Below are 19,427 nucleotides of genomic sequence, written 5' to 3'. Positions count from 1 at the left end.
CTGCCTATCGTCGTTACATTAATAACAGGAGCTGACTATATGAATACACCTATGAAATCGCTCATCACTGCCTTAGTATTAAGTATATGTTTAATCGCAGGATACTCATTTGCCGCAGGTAACGAAAAAGATGAATTGAAATCGGATAAAATGACCTTCTTTGGGTCCCCAACTTCTGCGATTTCCAGTTCAGTTGCTGTGCCTCAAAGTTATAACCGGTTATTGTTTAGCGGAACAGTTGCACCTCTTTTAAACAAGGATGGAAAAACCACTTATGAGAGATATGGCAATACAGAAAAGCAGGCAATCGGAATCTTAGAGAAATTAAAAGCAGATTTGAAAACAAAAGGACTTTCCCTCGCTGATGTAACTTATCTGCGTGTGTATGTCGCGCCAGATCCAAACAAGGGAAATACACCAGACTATCAAGGTTGGTTCGATGCTTACGCTCTTTTCTTTAATACAAAGGAAAATCCAGTGAAAACAGCCCGTTCCACTGTAGGTGTGCAAAGTCTGGTTTCGCCGGATTATCTCATTGAGATTGAAGCAGAAGTAGCCTATAAAAATAACAGCAAGTCATGATAGATGTGTATGGTCATGAATCAAAATATCGATGTTCCATGGTTAGTTATCATTGCACTCCGGAAAACTTTTGAATACAAAAAAGAGACAGGTAGATATTCCTGTCTCTCAATTTATAGACAAAAGATGTTCGGAAAACGGATCTTCATCAAATGATGTTCCCGAACCAACTGACCCCAAGGAACACCTTCAATTCCTGACGTATGGTTTCTATCTCTAATGTTATAACAAAGTTGATTGGGACGGGTCGAGACTTCTGCGGGAAAATCGCATCCAAGGGAGACCCTTCAGGTGCTAGCCGAGGAAGCTCCACTGACCGCTCGCGGAAAGCGAGTGCCTGTAGCGGAAATCAACGGCCAAATTATACAAGCCCCTAATGAAACTGTAGACAAAATGAGGTTCGGAGTCTGAATAGTGAGGTGAAGTTCTGAACGGTAGATACCTTGCGTGAACAGCCGAATATTGTGTGGTTTAGGTCGATAACTGCACCGGTCGTTATGGTTTTTTAGTGTAATCCCCATTGGATTGAAGAAATTTGCGACACTCCTGCCGAATTACTGGCTAACCAAGACACCACAGGCGCTTGCGCCGAGGAGGCTTGGCAGACAGTCGACGGAAAGGGAGCGGATTTCTGAAATCAACTAAACTTTTTAAATAAAAAATTGCAGGCAAACTGAGTCTTCATCGAGTTTGCCTGCAGTCTAAGACAGGAAAATATTCCTGTCTCTCGTTCGATTTAATCAATCATGAAAATTCGTTCCATCCGTCACTTCTTTAATAATGCCAGCATTAATGACGAAGTCGCCAAAATGCTCTCCTTGCTGACGTTCTTTTGCATAACGGGAAAGAAGTACACGCAACTCTTTTAATATCTCTTCTTCACCAATGTTTTCGCGGTACATTTTACTTAATCGGCTTCCGTCGAAAGCAGCACCGAGATACATATTATATTTACCAGGTGCCTTACCGATAAAGCCAATTTCACCGAGTGCATGCCGGGCACAGCCGTTCGGGCAACCAGTCATGCGTATAGTGATTTCTTCATTCCTCAAGCCGTTTTCATCAACGATGGCCTCGATTTTATCAATCAGAACCGGCAAATAACGCTCTGCTTCGGCCATTGCCAACCCGCATGTCGGAAGCGCCACGCATGCAATCGAGCTGCGTCTGAGCGCAGAATGATGTGCACCATCCGTCAAACCGTATGTTTCAAGCAATTCTATGATTTTTTCCTTTTTCTGGCTTGACACTTCTGCAATGATCAGGTTTTGATTGGCAGTCAATCGGAAATCACCCGTATGGATCTTTGCGATTTCGCGCAAACCGGTCATCAGCTTGTAATCATTGATATCGGCAATTCGGCCACCCTCGACAAATAGTGTAAAATGCCATTTACCCTGCATGCCTTTTACCCATCCATAGCGGTCGCCATTATTATCAAAATGGTAAGTTCTCGCTTCCTCCAGCTTCCATCCTAGACGATTTTCCAGTTCAGCTTTTACCGGTTCAAGCCCAAGCCTGTCTACCGTATACTTGAACCGGGCATTTTTCCGTACGGACCGGTTTCCGTAATCACGCTGAATCGTAATGATTTTTTCAGCCACATCCAGTATTTTGTCTGGCTGGCAAAAGCCGATTACCTTGGCTAGTTGAGGATATGTCGCCTTGTCACCATGGGTCATTCCCATACCGCCGCCGATCGCCACATTAAAGCCAACAAGTTTTCCATTTTCAACAATAGCTATGAAGCCAAGATCCTGGGAGTAGACATCAATGTCATTGGATGGCGGGACCGCAATGCCTATTTTAAACTTCCTTGGCAAATAAAGCTTTCCGTACATTGGTTCGACTTCCTCCAATTCCGGAGTAGCGACAACTTTTTCTTCATCCAGCCAGATTTCATGGTACGCCCTTGTACGCGGCAATAGATAATCACTCAATTTTTTCGACCATTCATATACTTCGGAATGGATTTCGGATTGAAATGGAATCGAATTGCACATTACGTTTCGGTTTACATCTCCGCACGCAGCGATTGTATCCAACATGGAAGCATGGATTTCCTGAATGGTTTTTTTCATATTCCATTTTAAAATACCATGCATTTGAAACGTCTGCCGTGTTGTCAATTTCAAGGTTCCGTTACCGTATTTCTGGGCAAGGTCATCCATAACAAGCCATTGAGAAGGCTGTGCAACCCCGCCGGCCATGCGAACACGCAACATAAATTGATAGGCAGGCTCCAGTTTTTGTTTTTGACGCTCATTACGCAGATCCCGATCGTCCTGCAAATAGCTGCCGTGATGTTTCATCAGTCGATTGTCATCATCCGGAATACCGGCGCTGATCCGATCCTGCATCACTTTGCCAAGTGTACCTCGCAAATAATCGCTTCTTTCTTTAATTTGCTCAACATCACTTGGCGGGCCTGCTGGTGCTTTCAATAGTGGGTTCACCATGTTGTAATCTCCTTTTCTTCCAAATTTCAATACACATCACGTTGATAGCGTTTATTCTGTTGCATATCTTCTAGATAAGCTTGCGCATCAGCATGGCTCATATTGCCTTCTTTTTCAATGATCTCAATAAGCGTATTATGGACATCATGTGCCATGTTTTTCTCGTCACCGCAAATGTATACAGCTGCTCCTTTTTGAAGCCATTCGTATAATTCCCCGCTTTGCTCGCGCATCCGGTCTTGAACATACACTTTTTCATCCGTATCGCGGGAAAAGGCCACATCCATTTTCGTAAGTACACCTGTTTTCAACCACTTTTGCCATTCAGTTTGATAAAGGAAATCCGTCACGAAATGCTGATCTCCGAAAAAGAGCCACGTTTTCCCTTTCGCTTCCGATTCTTCGCGATCCTGGATAAAAGATCTAAATGGGGCAATTCCCGTTCCCGGTCCAACCATGATAATTGGCGTATCTGGGTTCTTTGGCTGCTTAAAGTTCTGGTTATGCTGAATGTAAATGGGCAGCAAGTCCCCTGGCTGTAATCTGTCCGCACATAAAATCGAGCAGACCCCTTTTCTTTCCCGACCATGACTTTCATACCTGACAGCTCCGATTGTCAAATGCACTTCATCCGGATAGGCGGACAAACTACTCGCAATCGAATACAGACGGGCTGGCATTTTCCGAAGTATCGATACAAACTCTTGCGCCGATTCACCCCATGAACCAAAATCACGGACAAAATCAAGCAAATCGCGGCCTTCTCGATATTCTTTTAACCTTTCTTCATTACCAGGCTTTAAAAGCTCCTTTAAATCCTCATTACCAGAAAGCTGTGCCGCTTGTTCAATGAGCGATTTGGTCAATACCGTTATTTCAAAGTCGGAGATGAGCGATTCCCTAAGCTGACGAAGTTCCCCCTGCTTATTGACCTTCACGGTTTCTTCAGGATCCCAATCCAGTTCCATAAGAAGCATATCCACTAAATCCGAATCGTTTTTCGGATAAATGCCAAGGCTGTCACCAGGTTCGAATGTAAGGCCTGAGCCCTCAAGTGATAACTCAAGATGATGAGTTTCTTTATTGGAGCCACGTCCGTTCAAATTTATGTTTTCCAACACTTCCGCTTTAAACGGATTCGTTCTCGAATAAGAAGTTTTTTCACCTACAGAAGCTTTTGCTTCGGGAACTGCAGCAGCAGAACTGACTTGCCCTTCACTTAAACTGGAAATGACTCCTTCCAGCCATTCGGAAGCAGGCTCATCATAATCAAGGTCACAGTCCATTCGCGGAAATAACCGTGTCCCCCCAAGTTCCTCCAAGCGTTTATCGAATTGTTTTCCGGTTTCACAGAAAAACTCATATGAGCTGTCCCCAAGCCCCAATACCGAATAGCGGAGACCCTCAAGGCTTGGTGCCCTCCTGCCATGAAGATACTCATGGAAAGACAATGTATTATCCGGCGGATCACCTTCTCCATGCGTGCTAACGGCAATCAGAAGATTTTCGATTTTTTTCAAATTGTTGACTTTAAAGTCACTCATGGATGAAATGGTAACCTGAAAGCCATTACCCTCAAGCATACTCGCCGCATTTTCTGCCAGCCCTTGAGCATTGCCCGTCTGTGAACCATACAGGATGGTCACTTCTTTTGATATTGCCTTCCCGCCACTTTGAGCTTCCAATACCGGGGCGTCGGCTGAACTTGTGTTCGAAACTGACAAAGATGCAGTCAGATAACCGCTCAACCAAATTTTTTGTGTTTCGGTCAAGCTTGGCAGCAGGCTGTTAAGAAGCTCTGCTTGCTCTTGATTAAAGGGACTGTTACTTACCTGAAGTTGCACGATTTCCACCTCACAAAGGGATATTAACTTATCTTAGTTGATTATTATGTATAACGAGTAGGTTTAAATATTTTATTTCGATCCATAAATTAATTAACTCGTTTACTCCTATAGACCAAGTCGGTTTTAACTGCAAAAAAAATGAAAAATACAGTTATATAGGTTCATAGCACGCAACAAAGGACAATAGCTTTCCCCGCCTATACTCTTCCTAAAATAAGTTTCTCATTAAAACTTTACTGGAAGGTACATCATTAGTAAAATATATATAATTTATTATAACTATTAAGAATATTAATAATAAGGAGAAATTTCTATGTACTATGATGCTCTAAAAACATTTGTGACCCTTGTGGAAGTCAAGAACTTTACAAAAACAGCAGAAATTCTTCTTATGTCGCAACCAAGTGTTAGTTTGCATATTAAAAAATTAGAAGAAGAGTTCCAAACCAAATTATTCCTCCGTTCTCCCAAGTTTTTAAAAGTCACCTTAACGGGAGAAATTCTTTACGACCGGGCCAAGCAAATGATCACAATCTATGAACAGACCAGACAAGACATACAGGAACACGATAGGTCCATAAAGGGCGAATTAAAGATAGGTGCAAGTTTTACAATAGGAGAGTATATCCTTCCCTCTTTACTCATCGACCTGCAAGAGGAATATCCTGAACTTGAACTTCAAGTGGTAATTGGGAACACGGAAGAAATCGTTCAAGCCGTTCGGCTATACAAAGTGGATATTGGTTTAATCGAAGGTCAAACTAACGAAAAAGAGCTTTCTGTTCACCCATTCATGCAAGATGAGCTATTCATTGTGTCTTCTAACAATCATGAACTAGCTAATAAAGACGATGTGGAAATTACTGATTTACATGACCAAGCATGGGTAACGAGGGAAGTTGGATCGGGTACACGAGAATACCTTAACCATGTCATACGTTCAAATGGTTTGAAAATTAAATCGATACTCACGATAAGCAGCAATCAAGGAATTAAAGAAACACTTATAAAAAACGGCTCAGGGCTGGCCCTGCTTTCCCGAAGTGTCATTGAAAGGGATGTACAAAATAAAATCATTTCTATCATTCAGGTAAAAGATGAATCCTTTAACAGGACACTTTCTTATGTCTATTCCCCTATTATGAAAGATAAAAAAAATGTAAAGACTTTTATAACTGAATTAAACAAAAAGTGGCCCATGAAAGCAAAGCCGATAGGATGATCATTGTAAAGAAAGCTATTCCAAAGATGGAGTTACTGACACATGGTGTTTGAACTTATTTGTGATTTTATTAAACAACATAAGCCAAATGACCGGGAATTTCGGCTTTATTATACTTAATAAACATTCTTATGCACATTAACTTACAAATAATTGGGTATAAGAATGAATAGAGGATGTATAGATAAAAAATAATATGGGAGCGGGTTTCATGGATATTGAGATTAAAGAAGCAGCGATTGAACAACTATTAAAAATGAATTATAAAGAGAATGAAGGGGTTCGTATCGAAGCCATTTATGTTGGGAGCTGTTCAATTTATGTGGAACATGAATTGAAAATTGATAATAAGAACGAAGATGATGAGAGATTCATAATTAATGGGATCCCCATATTAATTTCAAGTGAGTCTAAAAAGCATCTACCGGATAAAGTCTTCCTCAATTACAGTGACGGACTTGGATACAAATTATATTCAGACGATGAAACATTGAGGTATAATCTCCAATTGAAGAGAGTGAATTAAAAAATGAACATAGTAAAAAGCCCATGTGTTTCAGTTGGGCTTTTTTTGGTTATACTCAGAGAATTTTTTATCGGCAGGATAATTAGAGGGATTTTATTTCCCATAGGATAGCACTGCACTAACTGCTCCATTACCAGGAAAATGCTTTAATAAGTACTTTTATCTATTCTATTAATTGTTTCAATGTTATTTTACAAATTAATAAAGACCGAAAGTTTAAAGAAGATTGTTATTATTCTTCTACTCTTCTGGACTCGAGGTGCCGCTCCAGCTTCCTTTTTACCCGCTGAAGTGCATTATCGATCGTCTTTTTTTGAACATTCAGTTCCTTTGATATTTCTAAATAAGTTTTTCCTTCCAGGTACAAGTCCACAACACTGCTTTCCAACTCACTAAGGACTTCGGTTAAAATTAGCTCAATATCACAAATTTCTTCTGATTTTATTAAGATCGTGACTGGGTCATTTTGTCTCTGTTCAGGGATTAGATCAATTAGACCCTGTTCCGACTCCCCTTGATGGATAGGCATATACAATGAAACATAATTATTTAAGGGAGAATGCTTTTGGCGAATCGCCGCTTTAACGGCCGTTATGATTTGTCTTGTAATGCACAGTTCCGCAAATGATCTGAAAGACGCCTTTTTGCAATTTTTGTAGTCTCGAATGGCCTTATATAGCCCAATCATCCCTTCCTGAAAGACGTCTTCCTTATCTCCACCCGTTAAAAAATACTTCAATGCATTTGATTGAACGACACATCTGTATTTATTGATTAAATAGTCCAGTGCATCCTCATCACCATTATGGATTTTCCCTACCAACATTGCATCTTCCATATGAGTATAGTTTTCCATTTGTTTCTTCTCGATGATTACACTCATTTATTTTCCTCCACTCACTTAATTGAGCCCCGATATAAAGAACGGATTATTACTTCAATGTATTAAAGTGCATTCAATATTATAATATCTCAGAAATGACGATAATGATATTCGCAAATAACGACATTTTTCAACAAAATCCAGATATTTATAACTAGAAACTTTCAGTCAGCTTTAATTGATTTGGTAAAGATTTCGTCATTATAGTCGTTTTGTTTAACTCCTGATCTTTGACGGATATAGTTGTGCCGGTGGTTGTGGTAATTATGGCGAGGGTTCAGCATATGGCGGTTTACCAATTGCATGATGATAATAATAATATTAAAGAACTATTCTGCACTAATGATTTAATAGAGCCTAACCAAAAGGAGAAGAACGAATCTATCCTACCTTCATTAGCTTTAGATGGAAAAATAAGGGTTGCCTTTAAAACATCGTCTCTAATATATTAGCTGATTTCATTTAAACCCTTCTTTCGCAAAATAAAAAAGCACCCTTCAAAGGATGCTAAAACATATTATTAACTCAGTCATAAAATAGAGTATTGGATTTAATTATTCGCCAATGTCCCGGTATGTAGAAGATCCTAACTTAAGCATTCATCAGTCCTTAAAGCGGTGGATTTTCCACACCTAAATGAATCCAATCTTCTTTTGGCGGTCCATAAACCCCAGAAGGTTTAATTCCTGCTTGACGCATCAAAACCGTAACTTGTCCGCGATGATGAACAATATGCTTGATTAGCCCCATAAGGATGGAAGCATTTGTTTCCTGTCTTCCGAACGCTTCTTGTATTTGTCCCAGGGATTCGTCTGTCCATTGTTGTTCAATAATTTTGGCTGCATGAGAACTTACATTTTTAAAAGTGATGGCAATTTCGCGGGCTGAAGATGGAACGTTTTCCGAACTTTCTATCCGGTCTATCTTTAATCCGAAATGAGCTAGATAATCTGGAATATTCGTCGTGAAATGCCATACAATTCTTCCTAATGTGCGACCTTCAGGATAAACTTGTTGTTCTAAGGATTCATCAGTCAAACTATCCAATACATTTTGAGTGAGTATGGCTTCTTTATTCCATTCTTTAATAAAATCTGAAATTGAAATATACATATAATACCTCCCCTATTTTGATGGATAATTACTTAAAGTACATTATAAAACATATGTTCCCTCATTACAAATTCCTCATTAAACATGCAATAAATAATATCCATTCTAATTAGAAAACCATTGCTTTTGCTTTGTACTGGAAGCCTGGAAGTTTTGGTTACAAGTCTTCAAGAAAAACTGTTGAACCTACCTCTTCTGCATTTTGATCCTTTAAGTCTAAAAAAAGTATACCCATTTCAGGAGCTGAAATGGTTAACCCTGATTAAATCAAATACTGGACGTTAAGTTTGTGACTGCAATTTTATTTAATGCGTGCTCTACAAATATTCCTGCCACTAGCTATACACAACAGGAATCGCTACTTTATAATAGGGGGAAATCATGTTATTAATATATATAAATTCAGTATTGGTTAGGAGAAAAGCCATGCAAAATAAGCTTAGTATAGGAGAAATGGCGAAGTTGCGAGGTGTAACCGTAGATACGTTGCGCCATTACGATAAAATTGGATTGCTAAAGCCTTTTCATATTGACCCCGAAACTGGCTATCGTTATTACTCCATTTCCCAGTATGAGGTTCTCGGAACGATCAAAGAGTTAAGGAGCATCGGGTTTTCCTTAGAAGAAATCAAGCAGTTTCTTACGGATCGCAATGTCAAAAAGTCGGTTCAATCACTTCAAAAATCAATGGCTAATATACAGGAAGAAATTAAGAAATTGCAAGGTATCCATAATATTTTGATGACACGATTATACAATATTGAACATTTCACAAACAGTTACAGGAATTCGGATATCGTGATAAAACAATTTGAAGAACGGGAATACATCCAGCTAGACAGATCGGTAGCTTGGACGGATACAGAAAATCTTTATTTTGGATATTTGGAGCTCGAAAACAAGATTGGTGGAATCATCCCTGCTTTGGCCAGCAATAAATTTGGAGATTTCATCAAGAAAGAGTATTTTGATGAAATTCGTCAATCATCTGACTTTTCCGCTAATCTAAGTGACTATCAATCTCAATCATTCATTCTTGTTCAAGGTGAGGAGTCAGAGCAACCTACCAAAAAAATTGAAAAAGGGCTATTTTTATGTTCCTATTATGGAGGACTTACAAGCGAGAAAATGCTAACCCAGCTAAAAAAGCTACTCCATTATTGTGATACTCATGACTATATTATTACCGGTGACGCCTTTCGTATTATGCAGGTTGACGTTTCTCTGACCGATCAATATGATGAAGCTTATTATGAAATACAAATTCCGATTCAAGAAAAAGTAATAAGTGAACAGCCTTCGAAATGAAAGCATTATCATTTCGAAGGCTGTTTTTTTGTATCGCAACTGTTTACTCTCGTGTTAGACGAGACTTTATAATGGATTTATACATAATGAATGGAGTGATGCATCCCTAAATGAAAACAGCAAACCATTATTTTGAAAAATCATTTTTTTCTAAGGAGTGATACCTTTTATTAAAAAGTGTGACATCAAAAAGACAAGGCCTTGTTGTTCCTTGCATTATGCTACTCTTCTTTACCAACTCCTCTGTGCCGCCGATTGGAGGACAGGCAATTATGAAAAAATGGTTAAAAGCATTCAGTCAGAGCTCAAGTTGTATCCGTTCACAAGTAGTTACTATTTATATTGGTTATCCTTAAATGAATCCAGACAAATAACCTTTCCATTGACTGAATTTACGGAATTTTAAATTAAATAATCCGAATAATCCGCTTATTCACTATGTGCACATTAATGAATGTGTACGATCGTTAGTAAAAAAATTAACAAGGAGGATTGATTAATGGATACGAATTCACCAACTCTTAAACGTACTCTTACTTTGAAGTATGTCGTCTTTTTCGGATTGGCTTTTATGGCTCCAAAAACGTTTTTCTCAACTTATGGGGTTGCTGTAGACAGCACCAGCGGGATGATGCCAACGGCTTATGCCATTGCTTTAGTTGTCATGTTATTTACAGCTTATAGCTATGCCCAATTAGTGAAAGCGTTCCCAAAAGCAGGAGCAGCATATACGTTTACGCAAAAATCTATAAGTCCACATATAGGGTTTATCGTTGGTTGGACAATCATCATTGATTATATATTTAGCCCGATGATCAGCGCCCTAATCGTCGGAATTTCATTGAAAGCTTATTTTCCATCTATTCCGATGTTTGTTTGGATCATTTTATTTATTATGATTATTACTGCTGTCAACATCCTTGGCATTAAATTAGCAGCAAAACTTAATACGTATATGCTTTTCTTGCAATTTTTATTGTTTGCACTATTTTTTATTTTGTCCATTAAAGGTCTTCTTGAAGGAAAAGGAACAGGGACATTATTTTCCACCGTTCCCTTTTATGATCCTGAAATTAGCGCACCGGCTCTCCTATCTGTTATCCCAATTCTTTGTTTTAGCTTTTTAGGCTTTGATGCAGTAACTACTCTGTCAGAGGAGACGAAGGATCCTACGAGAACATTGCCAAAAGCGATCTATTTCATAACGATGATTGGCGGATTTTTATTTATCACAAGTTCTTATTTTGCACAACTAATTTTTCCGGAGTTCCATTCTTTCACTAACCCTGAATCAGCCTATTTAGAGATCGCGATGTATATCGGCGGAAACATTTTTGTGAGCTTCTTTGTGGCAGTGGGGCTAACTTCCACCACAGCTTCAGCCGTGGCATCGGGAACGAGCGCCTCTCGTATTTTGTATGCGATGGGAAGGGAAAATGTATTGCCGAAAAAAATCTTCGGCTATCTATCACCGAAATACCGGACACCTGTGATCAATATTTTACTCATTGGCGGGATTGCATTAAGCGCTCTTTTCTTAAATCTAACAACAGCTGTATCACTTATTAGTTTTGGTGCGTTATTTGCCTTTTTCTTTGTGAATCTTTCAGTTGTTTCTTACTATTTTTTTCAAAAGAGACAGAGATCTTTTAAAGGAACGATTCAATATTTGATTATCCCGCTTATTGGAGCAGCACTAATTGGATTGTTTTTCATAAATCTAGATAAACATTCACTAATACTAGGTGGAACTTGGCTTCTTATCGGATTTATTTATCTATTAAACTTAACGAGAATGTTTAGGCAGCCGCCTCCTGAGCTTGCCTTTGAGGAAGCTTAATAATAGAGCTATAAAAGAAGGGAATGATTGATGATGAGTCAACAAGTAGCTGACGTAATTATATCAAGTAATACTGTATTTACAGGTCTTTCCGACCAACCTGAACCCGCCTCCATTGCAATTAAGGACAACAAAATTGTTGCGATTGGTACTGAGGAAGAAATTAAACACTGCGCAGGTGAGCACACGAAAATCTATCAGTTTAAAGACCAATTAATTATGCCGGGATTCCATGATTTCCACCTTCATATCATGCAAGGTGCCGTTGCCCTCAATAGTGTCAATCTGTTCGCCGCTCGCTCAGAAGATGAAGCGCTGGATATGATTGGCAGATTCGCCGAATCAAAACCGGAAAATCAATGGGTAATCGGATTTACTTGGGATGCAGGTTATTGGGATACACAACAATTACCGACTCGCCATTCATTGGATCATATTCTTCCAGACCGTCCGGCACTCATGTTTCACGCTGAAGGCCATTATGCATGGGTGAATACGAAAGCTTTGGAGATTGCTAATATTACTCGTCATTCGGAAAATCCTTTCTATGGCATTATAGGAAAAGATGAAAATGGCGAACCCAATGGTATTTTATATGAAAAAGCAATGGATGCGGTTATCCGCCATGCCTTTAATTTTTCAAATTCACAAAAAAGTGTAATTTTCTACAATTTCTTGGCACACGCAGCAAGCTTAGGGGTGACTGCTGTCAATGACTTACATGGTTTAAAGACAATAGAATCACTAGATGTTTTCAAAGAATTCGAAGACAACGGTAAATTAACAACGCGAATTCATTTATGGCCTGCATTAAATGGCGATCTTGGGCACTCCAAACAATTGCGAGAGACATATCAATCGGATAAACTCCGTGTGTCGGGACTTAAACAATTTATCGATGGTGTCATTACCGCCCGTACAGCTTATCTACTCGAGCCTTATGCGGATCAACCAGAAACACGCGGTGAGACGTCTTTCCCTCCTGAAACGATCAAAAAATGGGTCGTTGCTGCAGATAAAGAGGGCTTCAGCATTCGTTTTCATGCGATTGGGGATGGAGCAATCCGTCTTGCCTTAGATGCCTATGAGGAAGCGCAAAAGACAAATGGTAAACGAGATTCACGACATTCCGTTGAACACATTGAAGTTATTCATCCAGATGATATTCATCGTTTTAGTGAGCTGGGTGTTACGGTCTCAATGCAGCCAGATCACTTAGCGATGTCTGAAAGAGGTGTTTACACCGAACAAATTGGTGCTGAACGAGAAAAGTATGTCTTCTCGATTAATACTTTGCAAAAAACCGGTGCGAAACTGGCTTTTGGAACGGACTTCCCAATTGATATTTTGAATCCGCTCCTCCAAATTTATCGAGCGGTAACGAGAATCGACAGCAGCGGAAAAACGGTATGGCATCCACATGAGTGCATCACACTTGCCGAAGCATTGAAAGCTTATACCAGTGGCCCAGCCTACGGTACATTTAGAGAGCAGGAATTAGGGACATTGGAAGCAGGTAAACTTGCTGATATTATCGTCTTGGAACGAAATCTCTTTGAAGTGCTCGTGGAAGAAATACCAGATATAAAGGTACTGTTAACAATGGTTGACGGTCAAGTGGTTTATGATTATGCCGGTTCTTTAGTAAGATAAGTAAACGATTCGGAATAAGAGGATCAACTAGCGGATGTACATCTTTGTCATCAAATGTTTACTTAATATGCAACTTATTATTTTTAGAAATTCAATAAGAAAATAGACCATTCTATGGAAAATAAAAACTATAGAAAAGTTGAGCATGGAGAATTGTCTGCTTTGCAGAATCAGTATGGTATTGGAATAAAGAATGACTATGATGCAGCCATTTAAATAGGGGGACTGATATATGAATAATTCAAACTCACCAACTCTTAAACGTTCACTTCCATTAAAATATGTTGTGTTTTTTGGTTTGGCCTTTATGGCCCCAACTACTTTGTTTTCAACATATGGAGTGGCTGTTCATAGCACGAACGGGATGATCACTACTGCTTATATCGTTGCCTTTATCGTTATGCTATTTACAGCCTACAGCTATGCGCAAATGGTCAAAGCCTTTCCAAATGCGGGTGCAGCCTATACGTTTACGCAAAAATCCCTAAGTCCTCACATTGGTTTTCTCGTAGGTTGGACCATCATCCTGGATTATATGTTCAGTCCAATGATCAGTGCTCTATTGTTAGGAATTGCAATGAAAGCCTATTTCCCTATAATTCCTATGTACGTCTGGATTATTCTCTTTATCGTCACGGTTACGATTATAAATATTCTCGGTATTAAGGTAGCGGCTAAGCTTAATATGGGGCTTCTATTCTTGCAATTCGGAACACTTGCGTTGTTCACCATTTTTTCAATAAAGGGGCTTTTAAATGGTCAAGGTGCAGGAACGCTTTTTTCGATACTCCCGTTTATTGATTCAAATATAAATATGCCGGGCTTCATGTCCATAATCCCTATTTTATGCTTTTCCTTTTTAGGGTTTGATGCAGTAACAACTCTTTCTGAAGAAACGAAAAACCCGCGAAAATCCATACCTAGGGCCATTTATCTTGTAACGATCATTGGTGGATTATATTATTTTATCGGTTCATACTTTTTACAGCTTGTCTGGCCAGACTACCAATCATTTAATGCCCCGGAAGCTGCCTATATGGAAATTGCAATGTATATCGGGGGGAACTTTTTGATAAGTTATATGCTTGCTGAAGGAATCATGTCAAGTTTTTCATCAGCTATTGCGTCAGGAACAAGTGCTTCACGTATTTTATTTGCAATGGGACGTGAACGTGTACTTCCTGCCAAAATATTTGGATATCTTTCTCCTAAATATCGTACACCTGTCTTCAACATATTAATTATAGGAGGCGTTGCTCTAAGCGCACTTTTCTTAAGCCTTACAACTGCCGTATCTCTTATAAATTTTGGTGCATTATTCGCTTTTACTTTCGTTAATCTTTCGGTTATCGCTCACTATTATTTCCGAAAAAAGCAGCGTTCCTTAATGGGGACCATTCGGTACCTTATCATTCCGTTAATTGGTGCTTCTCTTACAGGTTTCTTTTGGATAAAGTTAGACATCTATTCGTTAATACTGGGAGGAACTTGGTTTGCCATCGGATTTGTGTACCTTCTTAACCTTACAAAAATGTTTAGACAGCCGCCTCCTGAGCTTGCCATTGAACAAGCTTAAAAATAGAAGCTATTCTATAGAATTGAAAGGAATGATAGATAATGAATCAACAACCAGCTGATGTAATTATTTCAAGTAATGCTGTATTTACAGGACTTTCTGATCAACCGGAGCCCGCCTCAATTGCGATTAAGGACAATAAAATCATTGCGGTTGGTTCTGAAGAGGAGGTTAAACCTTATTCAGGCGAGAATACCAAAATCCATCAATTTGATGACCAATTAATTCTACCGGGTTTTCATGATTTCCATCTTCACATGATGGATGGGGCTGTTTCGATGAATGGTGCCAATTTATTCCCAGCCCGTTCAGAAGAAGAAGCGTTGGAAATGATTCGTGAATTTGCCGGATCACGCCCGCAAGATCCTTGGATAATCGGCGCTTCATGGGATGCAGGATATTGGGATACGCAGCAATTACCGAATCGGTCTTCATTGGACCGCATTCTCCCCGACCGTCCGGTGCTTATGTTTCACGCCGAAGGTCATTACGCATGGGTAAATTCAAAGGCACTTGAAATCGCTAATATTACCCGTCATACGGAAAACCCTTCGTATGGAATGATTGGAAAAGACGAAAATGGGGAACCTAATGGTCTTTTATACGAAAAAGCAATGGACGCGGTTATACTCCATGCCTATGATTTTACAAAAGAACAAAAGAGAGAACTTTTCACGAATTTCCTCACTCATGCGGCTGGTTTAGGAGTAACATCCGTCCACGACTTATTCGCAATAGAAGCATTGGAAATGCTTAATGATTATGATGTTTTCAAAGAATTTGAAGACAATGGAGATTTAACTGCCCGTATTCATTTATGGCCAGCTTTAAATGGCAATCTTGAACGTGTCAATAAATTACGAGATACGTATCAATCGGACAAACTTCGTGTGTCAGGACTTAAACAATTTATCGATGGCGTCATTACAGCCCGTACCGCTTATTTACTTGAACCTTATGCTGATCAACCGAATACACGAGGTGAATCATCGTTCCCTCCTGAAACAATCAAAAAATGGGTCGTTGATGCTGATAAAGAAGGCTTCAGCATTCGTTTTCATGCAATAGGCGACGGAGCGATTCGCCTTGCTTTAGATGCCTATGAGGAAGCGCAAAAGACAAACGGTAAACGAGATTCGCGTCATTCTGTTGAACACATTGAAGTGATCCACCCTGATGATATTCATCGTTTCAAAGAGCTAGGCGTGACCGCTTCAATGCAGCCGGATCACTTTGCGATGTCTGAAAGAGGTGTTTATACCGAGCGGATTGGTACAGAACGAGAAAAGTATGTTTTCTCGATTAATACACTGCAAGAAGCCGGAGCGAAATTGGCATTCGGAACGGACTTCCCAATCGATACCCTTGATCCGCTTCTGCAAATCTATCGGGCAGTAACGAGAATCGACAGCAGCGGAAAAACGGTATGGAATCCAAATGAGCGCATCACCCTTGCCGAAGCATTGAAAGCTTATACAGCCGGATCAGCTTATGGTTCCTTTAGGGAAAAAGAATTGGGAACATTAGAAGTAGGAAAACTTGCTGATATCGTAGTATTAGAACGAAATCTCTTTGAAATACCAGTAGAAGAAATCCCCAATACAAAGGCACTTCTAACGATCGTGGATGGTAAAGTTGTTTTTGATCATACGACGTCTTTAATCGAAAAGTAACATTAAAGGAGGATTCTACAACTGTAGAATCCTCTCAGACTGTAGACAAACTCAAAATCGAGTTTGTCCTTTTTTATGGCTTGCACAATTTGGACGTTGATTGGAACGTAGGTCACTCGCTTTCCACGAGCGGTCCACCCTCGGCTTTCGCCTGTGGGGTCTCCCCTGTCCCGCTGCTCCCGCAGGAGTCTCGCACTTCCGCTTCATTCAACTTTAAATAGTTTCGTTTTAAAAACATCAATCTTTACGAAAAGAGCCTTGTTTTTATAAAAGGTCTATTAAAAACTTGAGGTGATGAGGATGCTTTCGGAACATCTTTCTATTCAACGAGATCAACTTGAAATGATTACTTTGGACCAAGCAACTGGTGCCTGCGAACCAGTTGGTTCTTAAAATCTCAATTAAAGAGAGACGTATTGGCGTATAGCGATGAAGCACCGCCAGAGTGAACAAATAGAATGTTATCCTCCGGCTTAAAGGTGTCTTTTTGTATTAAATCGATGAGTCCCGCTGCCGCTTTCCCCGTATATACCGGATCCAGCAGTATCCCTTCCGTTCTTGCCATCAGCTTGACTGCTTCCACCATTTCAGGTGTAGGCAAAGCATAACCCGGGCCGACATACTCATCAAAACACGTAACAGCCTCACGAGGAATTGAATTCGGAATGCCGATATGTGTTAAAGTTTCCTTAACAAGCTGAAAAACTTTCTCTTCTTGTTCAGCTTTCCCTCTGCTTACGTTTATTCCAATTACCGATACTCCACTGTGATTTCCATGAAATCCTGCCACCAAACCAGCATGCATTCCTCCACTGCCGCTTACACAAATAACTGCTTTCAAATCAATTCCTTGCTCAAAGGACTGGGCCAAGATCTCCTGAGCACATGCAACGTATCCCGTCGCACCAATGACATTGGATCCCCCAACCGGGATGATGTAAGGTTGATGTCCTTTCTCTGTCACCTCTTTAGCCACTTTTTGCATTTCTTGCATTAAGTCAGCTCCATTAGGCACTACTTTGATTTGTTCAGCGCCTAATAAATGGTAGAGAAAATAGTTACCGTTAAAATCCGGTTCAGAATTTAAAAGGCCCTCTTCCAACACAAGGATGCATTTCATTTTCTCTTTAACCGCAGCAGCTAGTGTCAAGCGGCAATGATTTGATTGAATGCCTCCACATGTAATCAATGTATCCGCGCCTTTGTCCAATGCATCGGCAACAAGGAATTCCAGTTTCCTTGTTTTATTTCCGCCTGCCGTCAGACCAAGCATATCATCTCGTTTAACGTAAATGGATGGGCCCCCAAGAACTTCAGAAAAATGATCCAGTCTCTCAACTGGTGTATACGTCGGTGTATATCGTTTCCTGGGAAATTGTGCTAAGTTCATTAATAACTCCTCCTGCTTCCTCTATGTATATTAAAGAAAAAAATATCAATCTGATATTCTCTTTCGTTTAAAATAAGCTTCGATTTCAATCATAGCATCTTTATGTAATCGAGCAACATGAATCTCCCTTCTAGCATGGTTATCTGTAAAAAGAATTTTCATATACATCATTCGTCAGGGCAAAATGATATCAAAACCTACTATTAGTGCTTCCGCTTATTCTATGACCACCTTTTTTCCCAAAAAGTATCAGGCAGTTTCCCAGTTACAGCATGTTTAAGGGCTACCTGGAATTTTTTATCTTGCCAATAAGGTCCGATTGCATAGTAAGCGTCTATGGTTATAATTGTTTCATAGTTCATATAACCAACGTTTTTATGAACTAAAAGCTCATTGAAAATGTATAAACAATCAAAAGTCTGAAGCAGAGAATGACTTCAATCGTTTTTTAAGATAAAATAAATATACTTGTATATAATTGGATTTTAGAAAGGAGCACCATGGAAACCAATCACTATCAATATATTACAGAACAAATAGAACATTATTCTTCTAAGCCCTTAAGGGAAGCAATATTTTTTGTTATTAAAAATGCGATCATTGAAGGAATATTTTTGCCCGGAGACCGTTTAACGGAAGATGATATCGCCCAGCAATTCAATTGTAGCCGTACACCGGTTCGCGAAGCATTGAGGAAATTGGAACAGGAAAATTTGCTTCAGGTGAAACCTGGCATAGGGATGGTCATTTCCAATGTGGATATTGAACTTTTGCATCAAGAATTGGAAATTAGGAAAATGCTCGAAAACCATTCTATACAAAAAGCTTGTGAAGGTATTACGGAAGAGGAATTAAAAAAACTGGAATGGGCAACGGATAAACTGCAACAAGCAATAAATAATAATGACCGAATAGCGGCAAGTCGTGCAAACATTGAATTTCACCGCTTATTATATTCCTACTCTAGGAATACCTTTCTCCAAAAGACTACAGATTCATTATGGCTTTCTTTTCGAATTTCCTTTTTATCGGCCCGTAATGAGGATGTTAAAATGGTTGATAAATCTTGGTATGTAGAACGAAACAACGAGCACTTACAGTTAATCCAGGCCATTCGTGACAAAGATGTTGAAAAAGCAATAAAGGTCAATACGATCCATATCCAAAAAAACTATGATTATTATCTTGATTACATAAAACGTGTATCACAATAAAATCAAATAAAAGGGAGCCTGATTGCGAGTATTCAGTCCGCAATCGTAGGAACCCTTTTATTCTTCAGGCAGCATTTCGAACAATTCGGGGTTTTTCGGCCTTCTCTCTTTTTTTTGCCGTTCCGCTCGATATTCAGACCA

At 39.5% G+C, this 19,427-nt stretch carries 14 protein-coding genes; 9 read left to right on the top strand and 5 right to left on the bottom strand.

The window, feature by feature from the left end; translation table 11 throughout:
• The first annotated feature begins 39 nt into the window (after window positions 1–39).
• Window positions 40–582, top strand: coding sequence for a RidA family protein (locus tag OTG27_RS10820; RefSeq protein WP_268936891.1), 543 nt, complete (start codon window positions 40–42; stop codon window positions 580–582).
• Window positions 583–1,322: 740 nt separating this feature from the next.
• Here the strand turns inward: OTG27_RS10820 and cysI are convergent.
• Both cysI and OTG27_RS10810 read right to left on the bottom strand, forming a co-directional pair.
• Entirely contained in the window at window positions 1,323–3,041 is a 1,719-nt protein-coding gene (gene cysI, locus OTG27_RS10815) for an assimilatory sulfite reductase (NADPH) hemoprotein subunit (RefSeq protein ID WP_268936890.1), read from the bottom strand.
• Between the two features lie 26 nt (window positions 3,042–3,067).
• Entirely contained in the window at window positions 3,068–4,885 is a 1,818-nt protein-coding gene (locus tag OTG27_RS10810; RefSeq protein ID WP_268936889.1) for an assimilatory sulfite reductase (NADPH) flavoprotein subunit, read from the bottom strand.
• Window positions 4,886–5,201: 316 nt separating this feature from the next.
• On the opposite strand from OTG27_RS10810, the gene OTG27_RS10805 reads away from it, so the two are divergent.
• Entirely contained in the window at window positions 5,202–6,110 is a 909-nt protein-coding gene (locus tag OTG27_RS10805) for a LysR family transcriptional regulator (protein ID WP_063576342.1), read from the top strand.
• Between the two features lie 211 nt (window positions 6,111–6,321).
• Window positions 6,322–6,636: an iron-sulfur cluster biosynthesis family protein gene (locus OTG27_RS10800; RefSeq protein WP_063576343.1), complete on the top strand. Its 315-nt coding sequence runs from the start codon at window positions 6,322–6,324 to the stop codon at window positions 6,634–6,636.
• A gap of 232 nt (window positions 6,637–6,868) precedes the next feature.
• Here the strand turns inward: OTG27_RS10800 and sigH are convergent, their stop codons facing one another.
• Together sigH and OTG27_RS10790 are read right to left on the bottom strand one after the other, a co-directional pair.
• Complete coding sequence (sigH, locus tag OTG27_RS10795) at window positions 6,869–7,519, bottom strand: RNA polymerase sporulation sigma factor SigH (protein ID WP_268936888.1); 651 nt, start codon at window positions 7,517–7,519, stop codon at window positions 6,869–6,871.
• Window positions 7,520–8,128: 609 nt separating this feature from the next.
• Window positions 8,129–8,632 (bottom strand): DinB family protein, encoded by a 504-nt coding sequence (locus OTG27_RS10790; RefSeq protein WP_034312276.1) that lies wholly within the window; start codon window positions 8,630–8,632, stop codon window positions 8,129–8,131.
• Between the two features lie 426 nt (window positions 8,633–9,058).
• Here OTG27_RS10790 and OTG27_RS10785 point away from each other — a divergent pair, with 426 nt between their 5' ends.
• The 5 genes from OTG27_RS10785 (at window position 9,059) to OTG27_RS10765 (ending at window position 16,682) form a co-directional block, all read left to right on the top strand.
• Window positions 9,059–9,940 (top strand): MerR family transcriptional regulator, encoded by an 882-nt coding sequence (locus tag OTG27_RS10785; RefSeq protein ID WP_191930194.1) that lies wholly within the window; start codon window positions 9,059–9,061, stop codon window positions 9,938–9,940.
• Window positions 9,941–10,439: 499 nt separating this feature from the next.
• A complete protein-coding gene (locus tag OTG27_RS10780) occupies window positions 10,440–11,780 on the top strand; it encodes an APC family permease (RefSeq protein ID WP_268936887.1) in 1,341 nt (446 codons plus the stop codon).
• Between the two features lie 33 nt (window positions 11,781–11,813).
• Window positions 11,814–13,433, top strand: a complete 1,620-nt coding sequence (locus OTG27_RS10775) for an amidohydrolase (protein WP_268936886.1) — start codon at window positions 11,814–11,816, stop codon at window positions 13,431–13,433.
• 232 nt (window positions 13,434–13,665) lie between these two features.
• Complete coding sequence (locus OTG27_RS10770; protein ID WP_268936885.1) at window positions 13,666–15,009, top strand: APC family permease; 1,344 nt, start codon at window positions 13,666–13,668, stop codon at window positions 15,007–15,009.
• A 41-nt stretch (window positions 15,010–15,050) separates the two neighbouring features.
• Window positions 15,051–16,682 carry an amidohydrolase gene (locus tag OTG27_RS10765; protein WP_268936884.1) on the top strand — a complete coding sequence of 544 codons (1,632 nt, stop codon included), beginning with the start codon at window positions 15,051–15,053 and terminating at the stop codon, window positions 16,680–16,682.
• 397 nt (window positions 16,683–17,079) lie between these two features.
• Here the strand turns inward: OTG27_RS10765 and cuyA are convergent, their stop codons facing one another.
• Window positions 17,080–18,072, bottom strand: coding sequence for a D-cysteate sulfo-lyase (gene cuyA, locus OTG27_RS10760; protein WP_268936883.1), 993 nt, complete (start codon window positions 18,070–18,072; stop codon window positions 17,080–17,082).
• Between the two features lie 500 nt (window positions 18,073–18,572).
• Between cuyA and OTG27_RS10755 the strand changes: the two genes are divergently transcribed.
• Window positions 18,573–19,286 carry a GntR family transcriptional regulator gene (locus OTG27_RS10755; protein ID WP_268936882.1) on the top strand — a complete coding sequence of 238 codons (714 nt, stop codon included), beginning with the start codon at window positions 18,573–18,575 and terminating at the stop codon, window positions 19,284–19,286.
• Window positions 19,287–19,427: the final 141 nt, after the last annotated feature.

It is taken from the genome of Peribacillus sp. AS_2, from assembly GCF_026891895.1.
Lineage (GTDB): Bacteria > Bacillota > Bacilli > Bacillales > DSM-1321 > Peribacillus > Peribacillus frigoritolerans.
The sequence above is the reverse complement of the archived record's forward strand: the minus strand, read 5'-3'. Positions and strand labels throughout refer to the sequence as shown.